At 53.9% G+C, this 25,768-nt stretch carries 19 protein-coding genes and 1 pseudogene; 18 read left to right on the top strand and 2 right to left on the bottom strand.

The features are described from left to right. The first annotated feature begins 39 nt into the window (after positions 1-39). The gene (locus A1332_RS15850; protein WP_197491479.1) at positions 40-609 is read left to right on the top strand and encodes a TetR/AcrR family transcriptional regulator; all 570 of its coding nucleotides are present in this window, start codon (positions 40-42) and stop codon (positions 607-609) included. Here the strand turns inward: A1332_RS15850 and A1332_RS15845 are convergent. Next, positions 577-3,270 (bottom strand): cation-transporting P-type ATPase, encoded by a 2,694-nt coding sequence (locus tag A1332_RS15845; RefSeq protein WP_064009419.1) that lies wholly within the window; start codon positions 3,268-3,270, stop codon positions 577-579. The genes A1332_RS15850 and A1332_RS15845 overlap by 33 nt on opposite strands. Positions 3,271-3,459: 189 nt before the next feature. On the opposite strand from A1332_RS15845, the gene A1332_RS15840 reads away from it, so the two are divergent. Beyond that, positions 3,460-3,666 carry a hypothetical protein gene (locus A1332_RS15840; RefSeq protein ID WP_064009418.1) on the top strand — a complete coding sequence of 69 codons (207 nt, stop codon included), beginning with the start codon at positions 3,460-3,462 and terminating at the stop codon, positions 3,664-3,666. A 63-nt stretch (positions 3,667-3,729) separates the two neighbouring features. Here A1332_RS15840 and A1332_RS15835 read toward each other — a convergent pair whose 3' ends face one another. Beyond that, entirely contained in the window at positions 3,730-4,476 is a 747-nt protein-coding gene (locus tag A1332_RS15835; protein ID WP_064009417.1) for a HesA/MoeB/ThiF family protein, read from the bottom strand. 205 nt (positions 4,477-4,681) lie between these two features. Here A1332_RS15835 and groES point away from each other — a divergent pair, with 205 nt between their 5' ends. From groES to A1332_RS15760, 16 genes and pseudogenes are all read left to right on the top strand, one after another. Then, positions 4,682-4,969 (top strand): co-chaperone GroES, encoded by a 288-nt coding sequence (gene groES, locus A1332_RS15830; RefSeq protein ID WP_020484651.1) that lies wholly within the window; start codon positions 4,682-4,684, stop codon positions 4,967-4,969. 56 nt (positions 4,970-5,025) lie between these two features. Next, the gene (gene groL / locus A1332_RS15825; RefSeq protein WP_064009416.1) at positions 5,026-6,666 is read left to right on the top strand and encodes a chaperonin GroEL; all 1,641 of its coding nucleotides are present in this window, start codon (positions 5,026-5,028) and stop codon (positions 6,664-6,666) included. A 170-nt stretch (positions 6,667-6,836) separates the two neighbouring features. After that, entirely contained in the window at positions 6,837-7,583 is a 747-nt protein-coding gene (locus tag A1332_RS15820) for a response regulator (protein ID WP_064009415.1), read from the top strand. A gap of 127 nt (positions 7,584-7,710) precedes the next feature. Continuing rightward, on the top strand, positions 7,711-9,201 hold the full coding sequence (zwf, locus tag A1332_RS15815; RefSeq protein ID WP_064009414.1) for a glucose-6-phosphate dehydrogenase: 1,491 nt from the start codon (positions 7,711-7,713) through the stop codon (positions 9,199-9,201). Between the two features lie 283 nt (positions 9,202-9,484). Then, complete coding sequence (locus A1332_RS15810) at positions 9,485-9,994, top strand: RNA polymerase sigma factor (protein WP_064009413.1); 510 nt, start codon at positions 9,485-9,487, stop codon at positions 9,992-9,994. A 64-nt stretch (positions 9,995-10,058) separates the two neighbouring features. After that, positions 10,059-11,033 (top strand): FecR family protein, encoded by a 975-nt coding sequence (locus A1332_RS15805; RefSeq protein WP_064009412.1) that lies wholly within the window; start codon positions 10,059-10,061, stop codon positions 11,031-11,033. A 181-nt stretch (positions 11,034-11,214) separates the two neighbouring features. Continuing rightward, entirely contained in the window at positions 11,215-13,674 is a 2,460-nt protein-coding gene (locus A1332_RS15800) for a TonB-dependent siderophore receptor (protein WP_064009411.1), read from the top strand. Positions 13,675-13,997: 323 nt separating this feature from the next. Beyond that, positions 13,998-15,224 (top strand): annotated as a pseudogene (locus A1332_RS15795) (PepSY-associated TM helix domain-containing protein). A 283-nt stretch (positions 15,225-15,507) separates the two neighbouring features. Next, the gene (locus A1332_RS15790) at positions 15,508-16,014 is read left to right on the top strand and encodes an RNA polymerase sigma factor (protein ID WP_064009410.1); all 507 of its coding nucleotides are present in this window, start codon (positions 15,508-15,510) and stop codon (positions 16,012-16,014) included. Between the two features lie 89 nt (positions 16,015-16,103). Then, positions 16,104-17,162 carry a FecR family protein gene (locus A1332_RS15785; RefSeq protein WP_064009409.1) on the top strand — a complete coding sequence of 353 codons (1,059 nt, stop codon included), beginning with the start codon at positions 16,104-16,106 and terminating at the stop codon, positions 17,160-17,162. Between the two features lie 127 nt (positions 17,163-17,289). After that, positions 17,290-17,460, top strand: coding sequence for a hypothetical protein (locus tag A1332_RS26060; RefSeq protein ID WP_231890322.1), 171 nt, complete (start codon positions 17,290-17,292; stop codon positions 17,458-17,460). Continuing rightward, positions 17,461-19,656 carry a TonB-dependent receptor domain-containing protein gene (locus A1332_RS15780; protein ID WP_231890321.1) on the top strand — a complete coding sequence of 732 codons (2,196 nt, stop codon included), beginning with the start codon at positions 17,461-17,463 and terminating at the stop codon, positions 19,654-19,656. A gap of 279 nt (positions 19,657-19,935) precedes the next feature. After that, entirely contained in the window at positions 19,936-21,186 is a 1,251-nt protein-coding gene (locus A1332_RS15775) for a PepSY-associated TM helix domain-containing protein (RefSeq protein ID WP_064009408.1), read from the top strand. Positions 21,187-21,346: 160 nt separating this feature from the next. Beyond that, positions 21,347-21,868, top strand: a complete 522-nt coding sequence (locus A1332_RS15770; protein ID WP_064009407.1) for an RNA polymerase sigma factor — start codon at positions 21,347-21,349, stop codon at positions 21,866-21,868. Positions 21,869-21,958: 90 nt separating this feature from the next. Beyond that, positions 21,959-22,948, top strand: coding sequence for a FecR family protein (locus tag A1332_RS15765; protein WP_064009406.1), 990 nt, complete (start codon positions 21,959-21,961; stop codon positions 22,946-22,948). A gap of 191 nt (positions 22,949-23,139) precedes the next feature. Further along, the gene (locus A1332_RS15760) at positions 23,140-25,569 is read left to right on the top strand and encodes a TonB-dependent siderophore receptor (protein ID WP_064009405.1); all 2,430 of its coding nucleotides are present in this window, start codon (positions 23,140-23,142) and stop codon (positions 25,567-25,569) included. The last annotated feature ends 199 nt before the right edge of the window (positions 25,570-25,768 follow it).

Genomic DNA, 25,768 nt, shown 5'->3' with positions numbered 1-25,768 from the left:
TCCAAGACAATTTTAGATCGACCGCCTCGGGAAAGGATTTTGCTGACTGCGCATGATCTATTTTATCGAGATGGCATTCGCGCCACCGGCATCGACAAAGTGATTGCCGAGTCCGGCGTGACCAAGGTGACGTTCTACCGCTATTTCCCCAGCAAGAATGACTTGATTCGGGCATTTTTGAATTATCGGCACGAACTCTGGATGGCCTGGTTTAACGACGCGTTACAGCGGCACGGCGGCAGAGCCGGTGTGGGATTGATGCCGTTGGTGGAGACAATGGCAGAATGGTTTCGCAAACCGATTTATCGCGGTTGCGCGTTTATCAATACTGTCGCGGAATTGGGCGGCGTGTTACCGGATGTGCTGGAGATCTGCCACCAGCATAAACAGGATATGGTACGGGTGATTGCCGAACTGTTGCCGGATGGTCCAAACCGGCAGCAATTGGCGAATGCCGCCGCAGTGGCGATAGACGGCGCAATTGTTAAGGCACAGTTGGAAGCACAAGAGGCCGCGGAAAAGCAGTCCCTAAAAAGCTTGGAGATGCTGTTAACCGCGCTGGATGCTTTCGCCGAATTAACGCCGACGGCCAAAGCGCCGAACGATTAGTTTTTCCAGGCCTATCGCTACATAAATCACTGAGCTAACGCCTAAAATCAATAACCACTCTTCTTGGCCAATTGCCTCGCTGCCGAATAATCCCTGCATCGCTGGCCAATAGGTAAACAGCAGTTGCAGCAAAATCATGCTGATGACGCCAAAAATGAGCCATAAATTGGAAAATACGCCGACCCGGAACATCGAGTAATTTAGCGAGCGGCAGTTGAATAGATAAAACAATTCGCCAAACACAAACACGTTGACGGCTACTGTGCGCGCCTTGGCCAGGGTTGCGTTTTGCGATAGTTCCCATTCAAACAGGCCGAACGCGCCAGCCAGCAACAACAGGCCGACCAGACAGATACGAAACATCAGGCGTTTGGTCAGGATCGCTTGCTTGGGATTGCGTGGTTTGTGGAGCATCAGACCCGGTTCTTTAGGTTCGAAAGCCAGCATCAAGCCCAGCAACACTGCGGTAGTCATGTTGATCCACAGGATTTGCAAGGGCGTGATAGGTAGGGCGACATTGGCGAACACCGCGGCGGTAATCACAAGGCCCTCGCCGAGATTGGTCGGTAAGGTCCAGGCAATGAATTTCACCAGATTGTCGAACACGCCGCGGCCTTCCTCGACGGCGGCTTCGATCGTAGCGAAATGATCGTCAGTGAGCACCATGGCTGCGGCTTCTTTGGCGACTTCGGTGCCGCCCATGCCCATCGCCACGCCGATGTTGGCTTGCCGTAATGCCGGGGCATCGTTGACGCCGTCGCCGGTCATTGCTACCACTTGACCGTTAGCCTGCAAGGCTTGCACCAGTTGCAACTTTTGTTCCGGCGCGATGCGCGCAAATACGTCGCACTCTTTGACGTGTTTTCGATAGTCGGCCTCGCTGTAGTTCTGCAATTCAGCGCCGCTGATCACGCGCTCAGTGTGGCGCATATTGAGCTGTTTGGCGATGGCCAGCGCAGTGACAGGATGGTCGCCGGTGATCATCTTCACCGAGATGCCGGCCTTGTAACAGGCGGCAATGGCTCTGGCGGCCTCGGGGCGCGGCGGATCGATCATGGCTTGCAAGCCTAGAAATGTCAGACCGCCGCCTACTTCATGGTGTTCAACGGCATCGTCACCATGCTCTGCGCGTGCAAAGGCCAGGACTCTCAAGCCTTGCGCGGCAAACGCTTCGGCTTGTTGGCTCAGTCGGCTTTTATCCAGCGGTACCAATTGCATGTCGGCGGAAAAGGCGTTATCGCAGCGCTGTAACAGGCTTTCCAGGGAGCCTTTCAAATAAATATGCCGGGCATCCTCGGCTAGGTCGTGGTGCAGGGTTGCCATGAATTGGTATGCCGATTCGAAAGGAATGGCATCCAGACGCGGATGGTCGCCGCTGACGCTGGCTTGATGCAGACCGGCTTTGTGGGCGGCTACCAACAAGGCGGCTTCGGTAGGATCGCCTTCGATACGCCAGCTGTCGGCGTCGGCGATTAATCTGGCGTCGTTGCACAGCAGGCCGGCTTTTAGACATTCCAGTAATGTCGGTTTTTGGGCTGGGTTGACCGCTTGTTTATTACTGCTGAATTCGCCGTCCGGGGTGTAGCCGCTGCCGCTGACCTCGAATACTTCACCGCCTGCCTGTATGAATTGCACGGTCATTTGGTTTTGCGTCAAGGTGCCGGTCTTATCGGAACAGATCACTGTGGTGCTACCCAAGGTTTCCACTGCCGGAAGTTTGCGGATGATGGCGTTACGTTTGGCCATTCGCGAGACGCCGATGGCCAGCGTAATCGTCAGCGCAGCCGGCAGGCCTTCCGGGATGGCGCCGACTGCCAAGGCGACCGAAGCCATGAACATATTCAACATGGTTTCACCGCGCCACACGCCGACCGAAAAGGTAACAGCGGCACAGCCGACGATAACCCAGAGCAACAATTGGCTGAACTGGCTCATTTTTAGGGTTAGCGGCGTTTCCAGCGGCTCGGCGCTGCCGATCAGCTTGTTGATGCGGCCGATTTCGGTATTGTCACCGGTGCTGACCACTACGGCCAGCGCGCTGCCGTAACTGACCAGCGTCGAGGAATACGCCATATTGGCGCGATCGGCCAATAAGGTGGCCGAGGGCAGGGTTTGTGCCTGTTTTTCCACCGGTACCGATTCGCCGGTTAGTGCGGACTCATCAATTTTCAGTTCCCGGCTTTGCAACAGGCGCAAATCGGCCGGCACCTTGTCGCCAGATTGCAGGAATACTAAATCGCCGGGCACTAATTCAGCAGCGGCGATGCTCCGGCGTTGGCCGTCGCGCAGGACATTGCTGCTGATGTTCAAAGTCTGAGCCAGCGCGTTAATGGCTTTCAGGGCGTTGGCTTCCTGGATGAAGCCGATCACGGCATTGATGATGACGACACCGAAGATGACGCTACTGTCGGTCCATTCCTCTAGGAACGCGGTGGTGGCAGCGGAAAACAGCAGGATGTAGATCAAGGGCTGATGAAATTGCGCCAATAGCAAAAGCAAAGGGCCTTTGCCACGGCGAGCAGTCAGACGGTTCGCGCCGTTTGCCGCTAGGCGTTTTTGTGCATCTTCATCACTCAGGCCTTGACCCAGTTCTACGGCAAAATGCGTTAATACGGTTTCCGGCGTTTGGCTGTGCCAGTCGGCTTTAGAGTAATTGTCCATATGCTCAGATTGATGGTTGAAAACGGCGTTGGGGTGGTTGGCCCGGGGTCAAATAAGCCCTGGGCTAAACCCATGAATTGACAAACAGTATTTTGTGCTTGTTCCCTAAAAGGGATGGGGTTATAGTCCATACCCGAGGTCTCTGACCTTATTCTAAATTAAAATAAAAACAAATAGTTGGAGGTATTTATGGGCGGAGTTATCGAATTAGTGGTGTTGATGTTGATTATTGCCATCTTCGCTTTCGCACCGTTAGGGTATTTCATTTACATGTACACCATGAAGAACGGCGAACCGTTTGGCGACACCGAGCCGCACGGCGATAGCGATTCGGCGCTATTGAGAACTGTCAGTAAAGCTATCCTGATGGTTAGAGGCAAACTGGGTAAGAGTTAAATTACGTTTTATTTGCCAGCAATAGAAAGCCGGGTTTAGCCCGGCTTTTTTATGCGGATTAGCTTATTTCGCGCCGCAACTTGGGCAATTTGGATTTCTCTTCAAGCGCATGCTGTGCCATTCCATCGTCAGGCCATCCAGCAATAGCAGGCGCCCCGTTAGTGTTTTGCCGGTGCCTACGATGAGCTTGATGGCTTCCAAGGCCTGAATGCTGCCGACAATGCCGGTGATCGGTGCAATCACGCCGTTTCGGGCGCAATTCTGTAATTCCTCGCCGTCGCTTTGATAGAGACAGTTATAGCATGGACTATCGTGTAAGCCGGGCGTAAATACGCTGACTTGACCCTCGAAGCGGATTGCCGCGCCGGATACCAACGCGGTTTGCCGGTCGACACATGCCTTATTGATCGCAAAGCGGGTGGTGAAATTATCGCTACAGTCCAGTACCACATCGGCATCCGCTACTTCTGCGAGTAATTGTTCGCCGGCCAAACGTTGTTTGTGCGCAAATACCTTTACGCCCGGATTAATTTTTTCCAGCGTCTGTTGGGTTGAAATAACTTTATCCAACCCTATATCGGCTGTGTTGTGAGCAATCTGGCGTTGTAAATTGGTCAAATCGACCTGATCGTCGTCGTAGACGGTGATCTGGCCGACGCCGGACGCAGCCAAATACATAGAGGCAGGCGAGCCCAAACCGCCGGCGCCGACGATTAATACTTTGGCATCGAGCAATTTTTGCTGCCCGGCAATATCGATTTGCGGCAGCATGATTTGCCGGCTGTAACGGAGTAATTGTTCGTCGTTCATAGTTTGCATGGCTTGAGTGAGGCGCAGATGATGCCAAAGAGCTTGACAGAGTGCAAAAGCCGGATATTATTAGCACTCGTTGCTAGAGAGTGCTAATAAACTTGAGGCCGCTTAAAAGCTCGCTTCTTCCGCAAGGGGTAGCTGTTTTTTAAATAGCTTTATTAAGTTTTTAACCTTTAACTTTATCTACATTAAGGAGACATTGATGAAAATTCGTCCGTTACATGACCGTATCGTCGTAAAACGCGTTGAAGAAGAAACCAAAACCGCAGGTGGCATCGTGCTGCCGGGTTCTGCCGCAGAAAAACCTAGCGAAGGCGAAGTGCTGGCGGTCGGTTCAGGTAAACCGTTAGATAACGGCCAAGTACGTGCCCTGGAAGTTAAAGTTGGCGACAGAGTGTTGTTCGGCAAATATTCCGGCACCGAAGTTAAAGTCGATGGCGAGCAATATATCGTCATGCGCGAAGAAGACATCATGGGTGTTTTGGGTTAATCCCAATTCGTTCGACACACTCTTTTTCAATTTAACCAATATCTCAGGAATAAGAAATGGCAGCAAAAGACGTAAAATTTGGTGGCGATGCGCGGGCACTGATGGTGCAAGGCGTTAACGTTCTGGCTAATGCAGTAAAAGTTACATTGGGTCCTAAAGGCCGTAACGCTGTGTTGGATAAAAGCTTCGGCGCGCCAACCATCACCAAAGACGGTGTATCGGTTGCGAAAGAAATCGAATTGAAAGACAAATTCGAAAACATGGGCGCGCAAATGGTTAAAGAAGTTGCGTCTAAAACTTCCGATGTAGCTGGCGACGGTACTACAACTGCGACCGTTTTGGCGCAAGCCATCGTTAACGAAGGTTTGAAATCAGTCGCGGCGGGCATGAACCCAATGGACTTGAAACGCGGCATCGATTTGGCGGTTACCGCAGCGGTGGCAGCTATTCAAAACGCCTCAACACCTTGCACAGACAACAAAGCTATCGCCCAAGTAGGTACCATCTCTGCAAACTCTGACGAGTCTGTGGGCAGAATCATTGCCGAAGCGATGGAAAAAGTCGGTAAAGAAGGTGTTATAACCGTTGAAGAAGGCACCGGTCTGGAAAACGACCTGGATGTGGTTGAAGGTATGCAGTTCGACCGCGGTTACCTGTCTCCCTACTTCATCAACAAACAAGAAAACATGAGCGTGGAACTGGACGATCCTTTCGTTCTGCTTTACGACAAAAAAATCTCCAACATCCGCGAATTGTTACCGATTCTGGAAGGCGTAGCTAAATCCGGCCGTTCTTTGTTGATCATTTCTGAAGATGTTGAAGGCGAAGCCTTGGCAACTCTGGTTGTGAACAACATGCGCGGTATCGTTAAAGTCGCGGCTGTTAAAGCCCCTGGCTTTGGCGATCGTCGTAAAGCCATGCTGGAAGACATCGCGGTTCTGACCGGCGGCGTGGTGATCTCTGAAGAAGTGGGTCTGTCTTTGGAAAAAGCCGACATCAGCCAATTGGGTACTGCAAAACGCGTTCAAATTAACAAAGAAAACACTACTATCATTGATGGCGCTGGTAACGAAGATCAAATCAAAGGCCGTGTTGCGCAAATCCGCGCCCAAGCCGACGAAGCGACTTCCGACTACGACCGCGAAAAACTGCAAGAACGTCTGGCTAAATTGGCTGGCGGCGTAGCGGTTATCAAAGTCGGCGCTGCGACCGAAGTGGAAATGAAAGAGAAGAAAGCTCGCGTTGAAGACGCGCTGCATTCAACTCGCGCTGCGGTTGAAGAAGGTGTGGTTGCCGGTGGCGGTACCGCGCTGATCCGTGCGTTGTCTGCGCTGGAAGGCCTGAAAGGTATCAACCACGATCAAGACGTGGGTGTCAGCATCCTGCGCCGGGCGATGGAAGAGCCTTTGCGTCAAATCGTCAGCAACGCCGGCGACGAAGCGTCAGTGGTTCTGAACGAAGTCAAAAAAGGCACCGGTAACTTCGGTTACAACGCCGCAACCGGCGAATACGGCGACATGATCGCAATGGGTATTTTGGACCCTGCGAAAGTAACCCGTTCTGCGCTGCAAAATGCGGCATCAGTTGCCGGCTTGATGATCACTACCGAAGTAATGATTGCCGATTCTCCAGCTGACAATAAAGCACCTGCAATGCCTGATATGGGCGGCATGGGTGGCATGGGCGGCATGATGTAATCGCTGTTCGGCCTCGGCCTAAAAACCCCGGTTACCGCAAGGTGCCGGGGTTTTTTATTGCCTGATGCTTTTGGTACGGGACAATTTATCGACGCGCGATAGATTGATTTTTGCGGCAAAACATTCGATAACGGCATCAGCAAATTATTCGCAGTTAGAACCTATTAACCATGACAAACGATTTTTCGATTCTGATCGCCGACGACAATGAAATCAATCTATGGCTGTTGCGCGAGCAGTTGGAACACTGGACGACGAATATCACGTCGGCAAAAGACGGGCGGGAGGCCTGGCAATTATTGCAACAGCGTCCTTACGACTTTATTTTCCTGGATGTAAACATGCCGTTTTTAAGTGGTTTCGATGTGGCCGAAAATTTGCGCGGCACCGAAAACTACAATCGGCAAACCCCGGCGGTCGCCGTTACTGCTCACGCGCAAAATCAGCAGCAGGAACGCGCAATCGCTGCCGGGTTTAACGAATGTCTGGTCAAGCCGGTCCGCCTTTACCAGTTGGAGCAATTGCTGGTGCGTTGGCGGCAACATGAGCCAGTGAATGCCGAGTATTATGCCGGGCAACTTTTGCGTAAAGCCCAGGATAATAAGCAGTTGAGCCAAGTCCTGATGGTCAAATTATTTGAGCAGTTGCCGGGATTAATACTTGAGATCGAGAAGGCCGTGGACAATGGGTTGCTGCAACAGGCTTGGGAGTTGAACCATAAACTGCATGGCACCTTTTGTTTTTACGATTTTGCCGACTGCCTGGCGGTCGTCGAGAACTTGCAAAAAGCATTGGCACAAGCCGACGCAGAGTTGGCGCGCCAGCGCTTTAGTACGATGAAAATTAAGCTGGTTCGGCTTTTGGATAACCAGGATCAAGTTCTGAAATATCTGGGTGACGATGGCTGCATACTATGACCAAGGTGAATCTGGCGTGGTTTTAACTTGGTTATTTTTATCGACTGCCGCGCTTTCCAGTTCGACGCGCCCGCACAAATGATGCAAACTGCACCCTATATTGCAAAGTAAAGACAAGGTAGCTTTTATGAATACAGACCCCTGCACTTACGTCATTTTCGGTGCTACCGGCAATTTGGCGCGGCTGAAGCTGATGCCCGGCTTCTATCATCTGGAGCTGGAAAAAAAACTGCCGGAAGGTACGCGTATCCTGGCGGTGGGCCGCCGTCCCTGGGATAGAGCGACTTGGCTGGCAGAAGTGAAGACCTTACTGCTGGAACAGGCAAATACGCCTTTGGACGAGGCCGTATTCAACCGTTTTGCCGAAAGGTTGGATTATCATCGCGGCGATCTCGACCAGCCGGAATGCTATAAAACCCTGGCGGAAACGCTAAACGCTCAGCCGCGATTTTCCCGTAATATGGCCTTTTATCTAGCCATAGGCCCCAGCGATTTCGGCAATGTCATCGAGTCCTTAAGCCAGGTGGAACTGCTTAACGAAGAATACGGCTGGCGACGAGTGGTGATCGAAAAACCGTTCGGTTACGATCTGGAAAGTGCGCAGGCCTTGCAAAAACGCCTCAGCCGGTACTTGAGCGAAGACCAGATTTACCGCATCGACCATTATCTGGGTAAAGGTATGGTGCAGAACGTATTGGTGTTTCGCTTCGCCAATGTCATGTTGGAACCCTTATGGAATCGCAATTACATCGACCATGTGCAGATCACTCACTCCGAAGAGCTGGGCATAGGTAGCCGCGGCGAATATTACGACAGCGCCGGGGCGATGCGCGACATGCTGCAAAGCCATCTGTTGCAACTGTTGACCTTGGTGGCAATGGAGCCGCCGGTATCTATGGACGCTGAATCGCTGCGCGACGAAAAGGTCAAAGTGCTGAAATCCATTCGGCCGATCCCGAAATCGGCCGTGCATGCGCATGCTTTTCGCGGCCAATATGCCCGAGGCAATATCGACGGCCATAAAGTGGGCGGCTACCTGGAAGAAGCCAATATCCCGGCCGACAGTAGTACCGAAACCTATGCGGCGATGAAACTGTTGATCGACAACTGGCGCTGGCGCGGCGTGCCGTTTTATCTGCGCACCGGCAAGCGCATGGCCAAGGGCCAATCCTCGATTGCCATCTGTTTTCGGCATCCGCCGTTTCAATTTTTCCGCGATACCCATGTGCAGTGCATGACGCCGAACTGGATATTGCTGGGGATTCAGCCGGAAGAATGCATCCGGATTGAAATGACTGTCAAGGAAGCGGGTTTGGAAATGCGCACGCGCACCACCAGTCTGGACGCCAGTTTCCGCAATCCCGATGAACGCCGGGTCGATGCTTACGAAGACTTGTTGTTAGATGTGATGAAGGGCGACCGCTCGCTATTCCTGCGTTTCGACGAAGTGGAATACGCCTGGCGCATCGTCGACCCCATTTTGCAAAATTGGGTGACCGAGCGGGATTATATCGCCACCTATCCGGCCGGCTCCTGGGGGCCGGAGGAAAGCCGGCGCTTGTTCGAAAAGGAAGGCCAGTACTGGCGCAGTTCCTTGATGCCGGAGTGTCAACCATAACGACTCCCTCGGTTTCTGTTAACAATATGCCATGATGCAGTAGCACCAAGTTTATTCTGTCTTTCGGATTAAGCGTTTCGAGCCAACGGAAAACAAAACTGTGTGAAATGCCGAGGTAGGTATGGCATTTCACTCGGTTTTGCGGATGCTGCCAAGGCTCTAATTTTTTTCGAACGAACGCAAATCCTTTGTTTTCAGGCTGTTAAGTCTGTGATTCCAGTCATGGCGTGAACCTTGCTGCGCCAAATGCCACGATTAACTCCAGCATGGCCTGGCTCCGCGAATGGCATTTTCAGACCACGATATTTACCGCATTTTTTTAAATGCCAGGCCGCAAATCCAGCGTTTTTTGCAACAGCGCATCCGTTGCGAGGATACTGCTGCCGATCTGATTCAAGATATTTTCCTGAGATTGACGCTACTCAAGCCGCCAATGGCTAGTGAGATAGAAGTGCGGGCTTGGCTGTTTAAAGTGGCATCCAATTTATCTCTCGATCATCTACGCACCCAAAAACGGCGTGGTGAGTTGCTAAATCAATATCTGGGCGACGAAACCGAAATCGACGCTGCGGCAGCGCCTGAACGGACGGCGGAAGCGCAAGCTCAATTGCAGCAAATACAGATGGCTCTGGCCGACCTGCCTGATCAATGTGCCGAAATTTTGTATTTGAGCCGCATTGAGTGCCTAAGCCATGCCGAAATTGCCAACCAGTTGAAAATCTCCAACAGTTGGGTAGAAAAACAATTGGCCAAAGCCTTGCTGCACTGCCGTCAGGCGGTTGATAGTCAATGAGCTTAGTGTGGCTTTAAGCTCCGTGGATCGTTATAGTAAATATCCCGCTCCAGACGATGCCTTAATGAACGAAACCTCTTCAACCCGCCGAGAAGCCTTGCAGCAACAAGCCGTTGCCTGGCATGTGCGCCTGACGTCCGGTGCTGCCGATGAGACGGTCCTGGCTGAGTTCGAACACTGGCGGTCGCAAAGCCCCGAACACGAGCAAGCCTATCGTGACGCAGAGACGCTTTGGCAACGCCTGCCGCTGCCGCTGCTCGCTGATCGGCAACGCCGCCGCGCGCTGGCGGCAAGGCAGCGGCGAGCAAGCAGAATAAAGCGCGGATTCGGCTTAGCTGCGGCCGCTTCGCTGCTGCTGGCCGCGATGGGTGGTTTTTATCCGGATTATCTGCAACATCCGTTGGCTGACTACCGCACCCGCATCGGCGAGCAGACTTCAATTACGCTGGCTGACGGCAGCATCGCGCATCTGAATACCGATACCGCCATCGATGTGACAATCAACGCCAATGAGCGGCGCATTGCATTGCTGCGCGGCGAGGCCGAATTCGACGTTGCCCACGATGCCGGCAAGCCGTTCCGCGTCGCCGCTGGCGCCACAACGACCGAAGCCTTGGGGACCCGGTTTATCGTTCGATACGACGGTAAGGCCGGTGCGGTAACTCTGCTGCAAGGCAAGGTACGCAGCAGCCGGCCGTCCGCGCAAGGCGCGCAGACCGACAGTGTCATCCTGCAGCCCGGCCAGCAATTGACTTTTACCGCTGAAACATTCGGTGTGCTGCAAACAGTGGAAATAAGCAACGCCGACGCCTGGCGGCGCGGTCGCTTGTTGATGAATTTTGTACCATTGAAACAAGTCGTCGCGGAAATCAACCGTTACCGCCGCAGCCAGATCCGGCTGCTGGACGACAAGCTGGGCGATCGGGAAGTTAATATCGCCGTCGACATCCTCCAAATCGACGCCTGGCTAAAGGCGCTACAACAGACTTTGCCGATCAAGGTTGTCCAAGCAGGGCCTTTTGTGTTTTTGCAATCTTGAATATGAGGACTATTTGAGCGGTAGGAGGCGCTTTAAAGGCGACCGAATGTTTGCCGGCTTCTTATAGTTTTCTCTGAAACTGCACGTCATTAACCCTGCGACAATTTGCCGCGCATGAATCAGTACGGCATTGCCATCCACCAATCGTTCTCAGCTAGAACACATCTACTGAGGACACATCATGAGAATAACCCCAAACCCAAGCAGGACGGGAACAGCCCGAACTAAAGGCTCATCCGCAATCGGCGCGTTGCCACTGTGTATGGGTTTAATGACCATTGCCGCGCCGCTGGTTGCTCAGGCCGACAGCCCCAGCGCCAACAGCGAAAGCCGCAACTACAACATCGCCGTGCAGCCCTTGTATTCCGCACTGAGCGCGCTGGCCGAACAGTCCGGTGTGCAGTTTGTTTACAACTCGGAGTTGGTCAAGGGTATCGATTCGCAAGGCGTCAGCGGGCAATATTCGTTGGAAGGTGCATTGAAACGCATACTGTCCGGCTCGGGCATTAGTTATCGATTTAATAGCGGTAACACCGTCACGCTGCAAAATACGGCCGAGTTGGAGCCGCAATCCGCCGCGACGATGCCGGCGGTGACGGTCATCGGCAAAACCGATCTCGACCCCGACGATCCCTATAACCTCAGTTATACCCGTACCAACACCGCGTTGGCGACCAAAACCGACACACCCATCATGGAAACCCCGGCCTCCATTCAAGTCGTTAACAAAGCGGTTCTCCACGATCAACAGTCCTATCGCTTACAGGACGCGATCAAGAACGTCAGCGGCGTGCAGTCCTATCATTCGTACGGTGGCGACCACGAACAATTCGTGATGCGCGGCTTCCTGCAAAGCACCGTTAACTATCGCAACGGCATCCGGATACCGTTCACCAAATTCGACCTGGCCAACGTCGAGCGCGTGGAAGTAATCAAAGGCGCATCGGCGATGCTGTTCGGCTTCGGCGATCCCGGCGGTTTGATCAGTACCGTGACCAAGCAACCCAGCTCGACGCCCTACTATTCGCTGGAACAACGCTTCGGTTCTTACGATTTTTACCGCACCGAAGCCAGCGCGACCGGACCGGTCAGCAAGGAACACGGCTTGAACTATCGAGTGGACATGTCCTATCTAGATACCGGTTCGTTCCGGCAAAACATGGGTAACGACCGGATATTTTTCGCACCTACCCTGAGTTGGGAAGCCACGCCGGATACTAAATTCACCTTGTCCTACGAATACTTCGACGAGAACAACGCCTATGACTACGGTATTCCGGCGGTCGGCAATCAATTGGCGCGCATTCCCATTTCCAGATCCTTCGTCGGCCGCTCGGATTTAAGAAACTCCACCACCAACAATTTGGTCGATTTTCGGATAGACCATCGCGTCAACGATCAGGTCAAGTTAAACGCCGGCGTGGTCTCATCGCAATACCAGAAGTATTGGCAGGGCTTTTATACCGGTCGCGTCAACGAGACCCCCGGCAACTCCTTCGGCAACGCCACGCGCAATTATTGGTTTAGCCCGGAAAACGCCGAGTCGCTGACGGCCTGGGTGAATGGTACCTTCGACTTCGAAACTTACGGCGTCAAACATAAACTATTGCTCGGCGGCGAGTATTACAACAGCCAGCTGAAATACGAGGTTGCCAGTGGCAACGTGGACACGATCAACATCTTTAACCCGAATATTGCGGCAGTTTCCGACGCCCAGTTGAGCCGAATCCGCAATGCGCGGTTCAATGATGTCATCGCCACCGAAAACACCTCCAAGGCCATTTACTTTCAGGATCAAATGACATTCTGGGACAAACTGCACATCATGGGCGGTTTCCGCTACGACTGGGTGGATAGGGAGCAAGACCTCAGTTGGTGGGCGCCGGCCGGCAAGGACGCCCGCAATGACGATGTGGTCAGCCCCAGGGTCGGCATCGTTTACCAACCGTTAAAATGGCTGTCCTTGTTCGGCAGCTTCACCGAATCGTTCGGTCCGGCCAACGATTACGATACCGGCGGCGCCAAGCTATACGATCTATTCGATGCCACTCAGTTCGAGGGTGGGGTAAAAACCCAGTTTTTCGACGGCAAGCTCAACGCCAGCGTGGCCTACTTCGATTTGGAAAGAACCCAGTTTTTCCAAGACCCCAACAGCAACCTGATCAATGCGCAGGTTCCGGTCAAGGGCAGCAGCAAGGGCGTCGAACTTGACGTGCAAGGGCAGCTTTACGAGGGCTTGAGTGTGATAGGTACCTATGCCTACACCAATGCCAAGGTCACCGACGACGTGACGGCGCCGGCCAACATCGGCAAGCGCATGCCCTTCGCACCCAACCATCAAGGCAGCGCTTGGTTGAAGTATGACTTCGACGGCGAATGGCTGAAAGGCTTTAGTGTCGGTGCAGGGGTCTATGTCTCCGGACGCCGTTACGGCGATGCCGCAAACAGCTATTTCGACAGATCCTATGCTCGGTTGGATCTGATGGCAGCGTACAAACGCAAACTGGGCGATGTTAATTTGACCACACAGGTCAACATCAACAACGTCAACGATGCCGAATATTACGTGCTGCGCTCGCGCCGCACCAACCTGCCCGCCGAACCGTTAGCGGTGATGGGGTCGATTAAGTTGGAGTATTAAACCGTTCTGTTGGTCATGTAGGTCGGGTTTGGTGTTAGCCGTAACCCGACGGATTGGCTTGGGGTTGCCGGGTTAAGCGTTATCGAGCTGACCCGGCCCACGCGGCAATACCACTTTTCGGCATTGCTTACAAATTTCTCCCAGCGAAAAGGAACTGGGGTTTTGCTGGGCCGAAACGTCGTATTTAGGAATCAGCGATTTTTGATTTGTCCGGTTTCCATACGCGTTGGACTAAGCCGATGGACTCAATCAGATTTTTCATAAGTCGACGGTTTTAATTCGTATATTTTTCGCACCCTTTACCTGACCGTTTTGCTATCGCCATGACCGCCATCCACCAACAATCGGACTCGACCATGCAGGCAGCTCCGCGAAATCCGGCCTTGTCCGGCCTGAAAGCCCGTCGCAAACGCTGGCTGGACGTGCATTTGTGGCTGGGTTTGACACTGGGATTTTTGCTGTCGATTTACGGCATCACCGGCAGTTTTCTGGTGTTCTACGCCGAGATCGACGAGTGGCTGCACCCGGATTTACTGGTAGTTGAACACCCTGCCGACGCAAAGTACCGGCCGCTGGCGGAAATTTTCGCTGCCGGTAAAACCGTGATGCCGCCAACCGCGAAACACGTGTTTTCGGTGTACCCGCGCAACGAGAGTGCCGCTTTCAAACTGCGTTACCAATTCCCAACCTCCGACACGGAAAACCAACGCTGGATCGTCGGTGTCAATCCCTACACGGCGCAAGTGACAGGAAAAATGTTACTGACCCGTTCCGGCGATTGGCTGCCGGCAACCTTCATCGATTGCGTGTTCGAATTGCATTATGCGCTGCTGATTCCGTCCGAGGACATCAGCGCCGTCATCGTCGTCGTCTCGGCGGCGCTGTTGATCATCTCGACGCTGACTGGCCTGATCGTCTGGTGGCCGCTGACCGGCAAGTGGCGGCAGGCACTGACGTTCAAAGCCGGGGCCGGCAAGGTGCGTTTCAATTACGATCTGCACAAAACCAGCGGTTTTTACACGTTGCTGGTGATGCTGCCGGTACTGTTTTCCGGCATCTACATGGTATTGCCGCATAACGTGGTGCCGATTTTAGAGTTGTTTTCGCCGGTGACCTATCGCTAATGGTTTCAGTCTACACCGCCAAATCAAAACGCCCCGGCTATCGGCATGGACGAGGCGGTGGCGATTGCCTTCAAACAATACCCGCAAGGCCGGCCGCATTGGATTTATGGCGCCGCCGAGCCTGCCAAAACTTATACCGTGTGCCAGGATGGCGTTGATGCACCCGGCAGCATCTTGCAGCGCCGCTGCACGGTGATCGATCGCTACACCGGCAAGATTCTGGACCTGGACGATCCCAGCCTGCCAACCGCGGCAGCTGGCGAAATCTTCACCCACTGGCAATGGCCGCTGCATTCCGGCCAAGCGTTCGGCATGACCGGGCGGATTTTGGTGTTTATCACCGGACTGGCTTGCCCGGCGCTGTTCGTCACCGGTGTGATCCGCTGGCGGCAGAAAGCCACAACCCGGCACAAACGGAAAGGCTGAAACCGATCACTTATCAGGTTCTGAAACGAAGGACTCGCTACATGATGAGCTTTTGTTTTCAGCAATAAGGGGATATGAATTCGTCCCGATGTCAGTCGCGATTCGAGGCTGGAGGCGTGAATTTAAAAGTGTGTCATATGCCGCACTTTGGTCGTTACGCTTTCGGGGATTTCGCCATCAATGTTGTGAACTGATGAATCAATCGCCACATAACGCTGGCTTCCCAGGCTAGTGGCTTAAAATTTGCTGTAACAGAAGACGTTTCATTGCCAACTATGTGTTCATGGATGCAATCACCGATTCCGATTTACTAGCCAGTTTTCTGCTCTACCAGAAAGAACTACAGCAATTTTTGACTCGTAAGGTCAATTGTGCCGAAACCGCGGCCGATTTGATCCAGGAAACCTATTTGCGCATCGCCCGCTATTCCGCTGCCGGCGAGATCGCCAATCAGCGGGCGTTCGTGTTTCGCATCGCCGACAATCTGGCCCTGGACCACTTGCGCAGCAGAGCCCGGCAAGACCAGCGCGACGGCGGTCTGGTCGGCGAGGATATCGCTTGTAATCAACCGCAACCGGATAGCACGCTGGAGGGACAGCAACAAATGGAATTGTTCGAAACACTCATCTACGAACTGCCGCCGCAATGTCGCAAGGTGTTCTTGGCGTGCCGAGTGGAAGGCAAGCGATATTCCGAAATCGCCGCCGAGCTGGGCATATCGGCGCGCACTGTGGAAAGTCATATGCATAAGGCTCTGAAGCATTTGAAAGACCGCATCGATTTCCTTTGATGCTCGGCGCGCTTGTCTCATGCAAATTAACCCCGTTCTAAAATCGTGGCATCATGTCAGCTTCGGCTCAACGCTTCCCGTCCCTAACCATGTCTGATAATCCTCAATCCGCGTCATCCGGCTCGCTTTCGGATCAGGCACTCGCCTGGTTTGCCCGTATGCACGCGGATGATGTCAGCGACGAAGAGCGTCGCCAATTTGAAATCTGGTACCACGCCGATCCCCGACACGCCGAAGCCTACGACAAATCCCTCAAGCTGTGGGACCTGCTGCAACTGCCGGCGGAGCGGGTTCAGCAACGTCTACAAGCGGATGCCGCCCAGTTTAAAACAGCACCCTCTCCCGCCGGGACGACTGCATGGATGCAGGAGGTAGGGCAACGTCTGGAACAGTTGCCGAGAGGGCAGGGTGAGGGGCGCTTGCAACCTTCGTCCGGCGGGCGAAGCCTGCACCGTGCTGCCATGGGCTGTCTCGGGCTGTTGTTGCTGGTTGCCGGCTGGCGATTACCCGAGCAATGGCAAAACTGGCGTAGCGATTACCATACCGCAGCCGGCCAACAACTCAGCGTCGATCTGGCGGACGGCTCGCGGCTGACCTTGAATACCGATACGGCCTTGGTGGTTCGCTATAGCGACAGCCTGCGCCACATCGAATTGTTACGCGGCGAAGCCTATTTCGAAGTCGCACCCAATAAACAACGGCCTTTTGTCGTTGACGGCGGCCAAGCAACTGCCCGCGCGGTGGGCACCGCCTACAGCGTCCGCAAGCACGCCGACGAGATGCGCATCGTCGTCAGCGAAGGCACCGTGGAGGTCGACGCAGACAATGCTAAAGCCCTGGTTCATGCCGCCGAGCAAGCCGAATATCGGCAAGGCCGGCTGCAAGCCGTTGCTAAGCTAGACAACGACGATGCGCTGGCCTGGCGGCGAAGCCAAACCGTGTTTCACCGCCAGCCTTTGACACAAGTATTGGAGGAAGTTAACCGCTATCGGCGAGGCCGTATTGTCGCTGTCAATCCGCAGTTGGCCGAACGCGTCGTCAACGGCGTATTCAACAACGGCGACCCCGATGCAGTGCTGGCTGCGCTGGTAACCACGCTTCAAGCCAAAGCTTTGCGGATGCCGGGCGATCTAGTGTTGTTGTATTGACGTGATCGGCGGGCAGCTTGCGCTAACAGTAAACCGCTATAAAAAATATTTTTTCCGCACTAAGGGTAAGTCTGAACCCGCATCGTCTTTGTCGGTAACACCATTCATCGACGAAGGAGATAGACGCATGAAATATCCCGTACCAGCTTGCCGCGGCCCATTCTATGCAGTGCTTGCTGCCGGCCTGTTGACTTCCACTATTACCCTAGCTGCCGAGCAAACCACGCAAAGCTTTGATATCCGCTCCCAAGCGCTGTCCGCCGCCTTGACCCGTTTTTCCGCGCTCACCGGCTTGTAAGTGCTGTATGAAGGCGACATTGCCGAACGCATCACCGCGCCGGAATTAAAAGGCAGTTATACGCCGGAACAGGCTTTGCAAAACTTGCTGCGCGGTTCCGGGCTGCACTACCGGTTCAGCAACGGTAATACCGTAACCTTGGAAAAAGCGGCAGCGGTGGGGCCGCAGTCGGCGGTCGGCACGACGACCTTGCCGAGTCTAACGGTAACGGGCAAAGCCTTGGGAAGTGAAAGCCTTAGCCTGACTACGCCATCGCTTCAAGAGTCGCAAGCCAAACTCAATCGAGTGGCGGGCGGCACCACGGTGATCGATGGCGAACGGATCACCGAAGGTGCGCCTTTGTCGGTCAGCGATGCCTTGGCGACGGCGCCGGGTGTTTATGTGGGCGATATTAGCGCCGGCGCGACCGGCGGATCGCGCATCTCCATCCGCGGTTCCGACGGCAATTCCGATATTTCGCCGATTCGCGGGATCAAAATCCTGCGCAACGGCATGCCGTTTACGCACGCCAATGGCACTTTCGATGTCGAGGCGCTCAATCTTTATGCTATCGAGCACATCGAAGTTTATCGCGGTGCCAATGCCTTGGAATACGGCGGCAGCAATCTAGGCGGTGCCATCAATTACATTACGCCGACCGGATACACCGCCGATCCCTTGAAAATAGGCATCGTCGGCGGTACCAACGATTACTATCGGCCCTATTTCAGCGGCGGCAAAGCGTTTGAAAACGGCCTGGATGTTTTCGGCACGTTTTCCTACATTAATACCGATACGACCCGGGAAAACAATCATCAAGAGCAGTTTTTGGGACATGGCAATATCGGCTATCGCTGGAACGATAATCACGAAACCCGTTTGTATTTCGATGCACAAAACCATAATTTCTTATGGCCGGCATCGCTCAGCAAACGGCAAATCGACCAAAATCCTCAACAAAATGCCAACGACTGGTCGTTGCCCAATGGCTTTTCATCCTACCGATTCGATCTGAAGCATTCGGTAAAATTGAATGGCGGTGATCGCTTCGATGTCGGCACTTATTATTCGATCAATAACTACCGCTACGACTATACGGGCAGCGGCAATCACGATCAGTGGCAGGATGTAGGATTTAACTGGCGTCATGAGATCAATGGCCAGCTATTTGGATTAAAAAATATAGTGGTTTGGGGTGGTCTTACCCAATGGCAATTTATCAACGATAAGAACTACGACACCATCGGCAGGCGATTGGGGCCGCTGTTGACGGCAGAGCGGGACCGCTGGCTGAATGTCGAAGCTTTTATGGAAGATCAATTGAGTTTGACCGATGCGTTTACCCTGATAGCCGGCATTCAATTGAATTATCGCGATGTGAATTACGAGCGGTACGAGGGCTACGTAGCCAGTGCTGCGCGACCCAGCAATCAAGCCAATCAAGACTTTTTTAACGCAAGTCCCAAGTTAGGCTTTACCTGGCAGGCTACCGACGAGGCGCAAATTTACGGCAATTTAAGCCGCAGCGCCGAGCCGCCGCCGATGAATGATCTGGTCACTGTTTATCTCAACCCGAAAAGAGATATTCAAACCGCAAGCACCGTGGAGATCGGTACCCGCGGACAAACCGAACGCTTGAAATGGGATCTGGCTTTTTATCAGGCATGGGTTAATAACGAGTACTTGATTATTGCCGACCCGCGAAACCCTACCGCATTTTCTGCAACCAACGCCAGTAGCACGACCTTACACAATGGTGTCGAGCTTGGCCTGGAGACTTCGCTGCCGCTGGATTTAGCTGCCTCGGGTGATAACCTTCGATTAAGCGGCAATTACACCTGGAATAACTTCCACTTTGATAATGATCCCGCGCTTGGCAATAACCGCTTGCCCGGTGTGCCCGAGCATAATGCTTTCGTCGAAGCGCTTTACCAGCATCCGAGCGGTTTTTACATCGGTCCTAATGCCCGCATCGTCAGTTCCAATTGGGCGGACTTTGCCAATACGTTAGCTGCCAAGCCTTACGCCTTGCTGGGTGCCCGCATGGGTTGGGATGACGGCAAACATTGGAAGCTGTTCGTGGATGGTCGAAATTTGACCGACGAACATTACGCGTCGTCAGTGTGGTTGCTGGGTAATGCAAATGGCGCCGACGCGGAGCAATTTAATCCCGGCGCAACCCGGTCGGTCTTTGGCGGCGTCGAATACCGGTTTTAATCTCTTGATGGTTTCCAGGCTCTAGACAAACCTAAGCTCCTGAGCGAAGTCGAAGTCGCCGATGTCAGTAAACTTGCTTCGGCTCCGCCCGGCGAACGGCTCTTGTACCCGCGGGTATATCGACGGCATTGATTACAAATCCCGCCCGGCCAACCAAGACGGTGTGGGATTTTCCTGCGTCGAAACGTCTTATTCGACAACTGGGCTTTCCGGGCAAAGTTGCGGCCGGCTAGCCCACTCTATTTTCCTAACTTTCAAGGTTCCTTTCGGGTTACAAGCATGAGCACCAATCGCTATCAAGCTGCTTCGACGGTTCGCAAAGAACCGAAAAATCCTAGCCTTTCCCGTTTAAAATTCCGTCGCCAACGCTGGCTGACGGTGCATTTGTGGCTAGGCCTGACGCTGGGCTTGTTGCTGGCTATCTACGGCGTCACAGGCAGTATCCTGGTGTTTCATCCGGAAATCGACGAATGGTTGCTTCCCGATATGCTGACGGTGGAGGTGCCGATGGATGCCGAGTATCGGCCCCTAGCGGCGATATTCGCGACTGGTAAGGCAGCGATGCCGCCACAAGCCAAGCACAACTTCGCCACCTATCCGCGCAACGCTGAGGCAGCCTTCAAGTTGAACTTTTCCGTCCCTAGCGCGGACGGCATGGAACGTTGGCTAGTAGGGGTCGATCCTTACACGGCGCAAGCCACCGGCAAGCAGCTCCAAGGTCGGTCCAACGACTGGCTACCCCGCACCTTTATCGGCTTGATATTCGAACTACATTACGCGTTATTGATTCCGTCAGAGGAAGTCAGCTCGATAGTGGTCGGCATTTCGGCGGCACTGCTGATCATCTCTACACTGACTGGCCTACTCGTCTGGTGGCCGTTGACCGGGCATTGGCGCAACGCGTTGACCTTTAAGGCCAACGCCGGCAAGGTACGATTCAATTACGATCTGCACAAGGTCAGCGGTTTTTACACGCTGTTGGTGATGGTCCCGGTGTTGTTTTCCGGCGTGTATATGGTATTGCCGCACAATGTGGTGCCGGTTTTAGAGTTGTTCTCGCCGGTGACCTACCGTTACTGGTTTCAGTCCACGCCGCCCGCGCCGAGCGCTCCAGCCATCGGCATGGACAAAGCCGTGGAGACTGCGATGCAGCGTTATCCGACTGGCCGGCCACACTGGATTTACGGTGCTCCGCAATCAACCCAAACCTACACAATCTGCCAGGACGGCGTCGATGCGCCCGGCAGCATTTTACAACGACGCTGTACGGTGATCGATCGCTACAGCAGCAAAATTCTGGATCTGGACGACCCCAGTTTGCCAACCGTCACCGCCGGAGAAGTATTTACCCACTGGCAATGGCCGCTGCATTCCGGTCAGGCCTTCGGCATGCCGGGAAGGATTTTGGTGTTTATCACCGGACTGGCTTGCCCGGTGCTGTTTGTCACCGGGGTGATCCGCTGGCTACAAAAGCGTCGAGGAAACAGGCTGCCCGCGAAGATTAACCGCCACCCTGTGCGCGTGAAATAACACAGTTTAGATAATCGCGCTGCGGACCGCCGCTGTCCTTGGGGGCGAAAATTCGCCGGCATTGCAGGCCGCATCTATGCTGAAAGCCCATCTGCACAAATCGGGCGCAAATATTGCTGCGTAAAGCGCCACACCTTGGCCGCCCAGCGTTAACTGCCCCATGCTCGAATTGACCGCCACCGACATTGCCGATCTGATGCATAAGCATCGCCGCGAATTATTGGGTTTTCTGTCGCAACGCATCAGTTGCGCGGAAACCGCGCAGGATATTTTTCAGGAAACTTTTATCCGCTATGCTGGCTATGGCAGCAAAGATCAAATCGAAAACCCCCGCGCTTTCATTTTTCGAATCGCCTCCAACTTGGCCACCGATTATCTGCGCAGCCACAGCCGCCATTCCGGAAAAGACATCGAAACCTCCGCCGACGACGAGGCGGAGGGCGGCGAGCAATCTGCCTTATCCGTTGAACGGACCGTCATGTCGCAACAACAACTGGAGCAGTTAATCGCCGCGCTGGACGAGTTATCGCCCAAATGCCGGGAGGTATTCGTCCTGCTTAAACTCAAGCATTGCAGCTACGCGGAAGTGGAACAAAGGCTGAGCATTTCGCAAACCATGATTTTCAAATATTTGACCCAGGCCCTGCGCCATTGCCGGCAGAGGATAGGCGACCTGGATTGAACGGGATGCCTTTATCGGCAAACACGCCTATGTTTATCCGGCCGGCGTTTTATAATCCGATTCCCGAACCGACCGCGGCGCAGCCTTCTTATGAACCAACCCATCCCGCCTTTCCCCGACGGCGACGCGAATGAGCAAGCCGAATACTGGCGAGCTTTGCGCGAATCGCCGTTCTTCGACAGCGAGCAGGATCAACGCTGGCGAGCTTGGTTGGCGGCCAGTCGGGAAAATCAGGAAGCCTGGCGGCAGACACAGCACTTTTTTGACTGTATAGAGCGCCTAAACCCGGCGCAAATCGACCGAATCGAACGGGAAGTAAGGACCGCGAACGGCACGTCACATGAAACTCCGGCCCGGAGACTACCGAAGCGCAGCCTCCGGATGTTGCCGATTGCCGCCTGCCTGATGCTGGCCTTTGGTTTGGGGTGGGCATTCAGCGCCGGCTTCTTTGCCGATTTTCGCACCGGCACCGGCGAACAGCGTCGAATTCAACTCAGCGACGGCTCTTCGGTGATCCTGAATACCGCCTCGTCGCTGTCGGTGGAATTTTCCGAAAGACAACGCGTGATCCGCCTGCACGGCGGCGAGGCTTATTTCAAGGTGGCCGCCGATGCCGCCAGGCCGTTCGAGGTGGTGACGAGCGGTGGCCGGGTCAGGGCCTTGGGAACGGCTTTTGATGTTAAACAATGGCAGGGTGACCTGGCGGTCACGGTCTACGAGCACAGCGTGCGCGTCGCGTTCGCCGATGGCGAGACCGTGGAAAGCCTGGCAGCAGGCCAACGTGTCGCATCGGCCGGCGGTAAAGCCGGGCTGCCGGAAAGTGTCAATTTAAAGCAGGTCGGTGCCTGGCAAGAGCGGCGCCTGGTGTTCAAGGAAAAGCCGCTGCGACAAGTGGTGGATGACCTGAACCGCTACCGTCCCGGAAAAATAATCATCGCCGATCCGGCTCTGGCCGAGCATTTGGTCACCGGCATATTCGACGCCGACGACCCGGAGGCGGCATTGAGTGTCATCGAAAAAACCTTGGCGGCCAGCGAAACCCGCTTGACCGACGCCTTGGTGATCTTACGCCGCCAATAAGTTTTCGCCGCGTTGTTTTCCTGGTCAATGGCCGCGAAACCGCGCCGTTTGGCCTTCGGCTAAATAAATTTTCTCATCCGGGTTATAAAACCCACTTGCTCGGTCGTCTTTGCTTACGAACCCACACGGATACCGCGAAGGAGCGCCTTCTTCGCGAGCCGTTATCAGCGTATTTAAAGCCAGGAGGCCGGATGAGTAAGCGATATTCCTTTGTTAACCCGCTCTGTTTCACCCTATTTGCCGCAACCCTAAGTGCCAGCCCCTGGTGCACGGCGGAGAGTGAAATCAATTTCGCGATTCCCGCCGCGCCCTTGGCCGATGCTCTGCTGCAATTTTCCGAGATCAGCGGCGTCAAGGTGTTCTTCAGCTCGCAATTGACCGACAGGCTGCGCGCCAATGCCGTGCAGGGCCGTTATACGCCGCAACAGGCTTTGCAGAACTTGTTGCGCGGTTCCGGGCTGCAATATCGGTTCAGCAACGGTAATACCGTAACCTTGGAAAAAGCGGCAGCGGTGGGGCCGCAGTCGGCGGTCGGTGCGGCTACCCTACCGAGCGTGACGGTGGTGGGCAAAACGATTTCCGACACTAACGATCCCTACAACTCAGATTATCGTTTGCCCAACGCCAGTTCCGCCACGAAAACCGATACGCCGATCATGGAGTTACCGATGTCAGTACAAGTTATTCCCAAGCAGATATTGAAAGACCAGCAGGCGATTCGAATCAAAGATGCGCTCAAAAATGTCAGCGGCATAAATTGGGCCACTGATCCCATGTACGAAGGCTTTCAGTTACGCGGTTTTCAGACCGACGGCACTACTACGGTTTATCGTAACGGACTGCGCATCCGACGGGCTGTGCAAGAGGTCGCCGATCTGGAACGATTGGAAGTTCTAAAAGGTCCGGCCGCGGCGGCGTATGGCCGCATAGAGCCGGGTGGGTTGATCAATATTGTTACCAAAAAACCGCTGGATACCCCGTATTACGCATTGGAACAGCAGTTTGGCTCCTACGATATGTTCCGTACCACCGCGGACGCGACCGGACCGATCAACCAAGACCATTCCTTGCTGTACAGAGTCAATTTGGCCTACCAAAACAATGATTTTTTTATCGACAAAATGGATCAGGAACGGGTGTTTTTCGCGCCGTCAATTGCTTGGAAGCCCAGCGACCGTACTGAAATCAATTTAAACCTGGAATATCTCTACGACGAGCGCACCAGTTACACCGGCCTGCCTGTAATTGGCAATCGTCCAGCGAACGTACCGATAAGCCGCTACTACGGTTTTGGCTCGGACAATGAAAAGTCGGTATTCGACAAGTTTTTGATCGGATTCGACTGGTCTCATCAATTCAATGACGATTGGAAAATCCAGCATCGCTTTCACTACTACAAACTGGATTACCAGATCAACAATTCTTCATTTTTTTCAGGGCCGGTCAATCCCGCTAACAATCGCACTGCGGTAAGGAGTGTGACCGATAGGCCGATCGACATTACAGATACCGTCGCGACAAATGTCGACCTCACCGGCAAATTCAAGCTGTTAGGCACTGAGCACCGAGTATTGGCGGGGTTCGATTACTTTTGGGAAGACTTTGAAGGGCAGGGATTTTTTGGCGCCCCCGCTCCAGCCGCCAATAGGCCGGTGGTCGATATTTTTAACCCGGTTTACGGTCAGGTTCCCTCCGCCGCAAGCCAGGGTTTTAATAATTTCAGCACCTTAGAGCAATATTGGTACGGCGCCTACTTTCAGGACCAAATTACGCTGTTCGATAAGCTCCATATTATGGGCGGTGGGCGCTACGATTGGGCAACTCGCAGCAGCGGTGCGGCAACTACTTCCATCGAAGCGGCCAGAAGCAGCGAGACTGAGGTTCAGAACGAGGCGTTCAGTCCGCGCGTGGGTGTGGTTTATCAACCGTGGCCGTGGCTGTCGTTGTACGGAAATTACGTGGAATCTCTAGGCGGCGCGAATAGCGCGCTGGCATCAACCGGCAAACCGCTGGATGCCGAAACGGCTCAGCAGCACGAGGTTGGATTCAAAACCGAATGGTTCGATAAGCGGCTGATGACCACCGTTGCCTTTTATGAGTTGACCAAGCAAAACATCGCGACGCCAGACCCGGTAAATACCCGGTTTTCCGTCCAAACCGGGGAGGCCCGCAGCCGCGGTATAGAGGTGGACGTATCGGGGCAGGTTACCGAAGGCCTGAATTTGATTGCGACCTACGCCTATACCGACGCAGTCATCACTCAGGATAACAGCGGTAATCAAGGACACAAGCTTTGGAACGTTCCGGCAAATTCGGGGAGCTTCTGGGCCAAATATGCGTTTCAAGAGCCGACATTGCGCGGGCTGAGTGTGGGTGCCGGCGCTTATCTGGTTGGCGAGCGCCAGGGTAATAATTTGAATAACTGGCAAATGCCGGGCTATGTCAGAGTCGATGCGTTGCTCGGCTATTCATGGGAAATCGGCAAATCCAAAGTGACCGCGCAGTTGAACGTCAACAATTTGCTGGATAAGACGATTTACGAAACATCCGCATTCAACGGCTACTTGACTCAGCCGGGCGCGCCGCGCAATTTCATGGGCTCGATCCGTTTGGAATTCTAAGGTCCGGATGGTTCAGTAATGTCGTCAAGCCGACCATGGTTCGACAGGCTCGCCATGGTCGGCTTAACTTCAAGGTATGGGCTGGCGCAGAGGATAGTATTTGGCTTGGAGGAATTCCGATCGACGTTTTGCTTGTCTGACTAGCCGTGAGTGAGGAATTTTGGCCCGGAAACGTCCTATCCAGATGAAACACATCAAT

Origin of the sequence: Methylomonas methanica (assembly GCF_001644035.1) — a bacterium.
Lineage (GTDB): Bacteria > Pseudomonadota > Gammaproteobacteria > Methylococcales > Methylomonadaceae > Methylomonas > Methylomonas methanica_A.
This window is presented reverse-complemented; position numbering and strand designations above follow the sequence as displayed.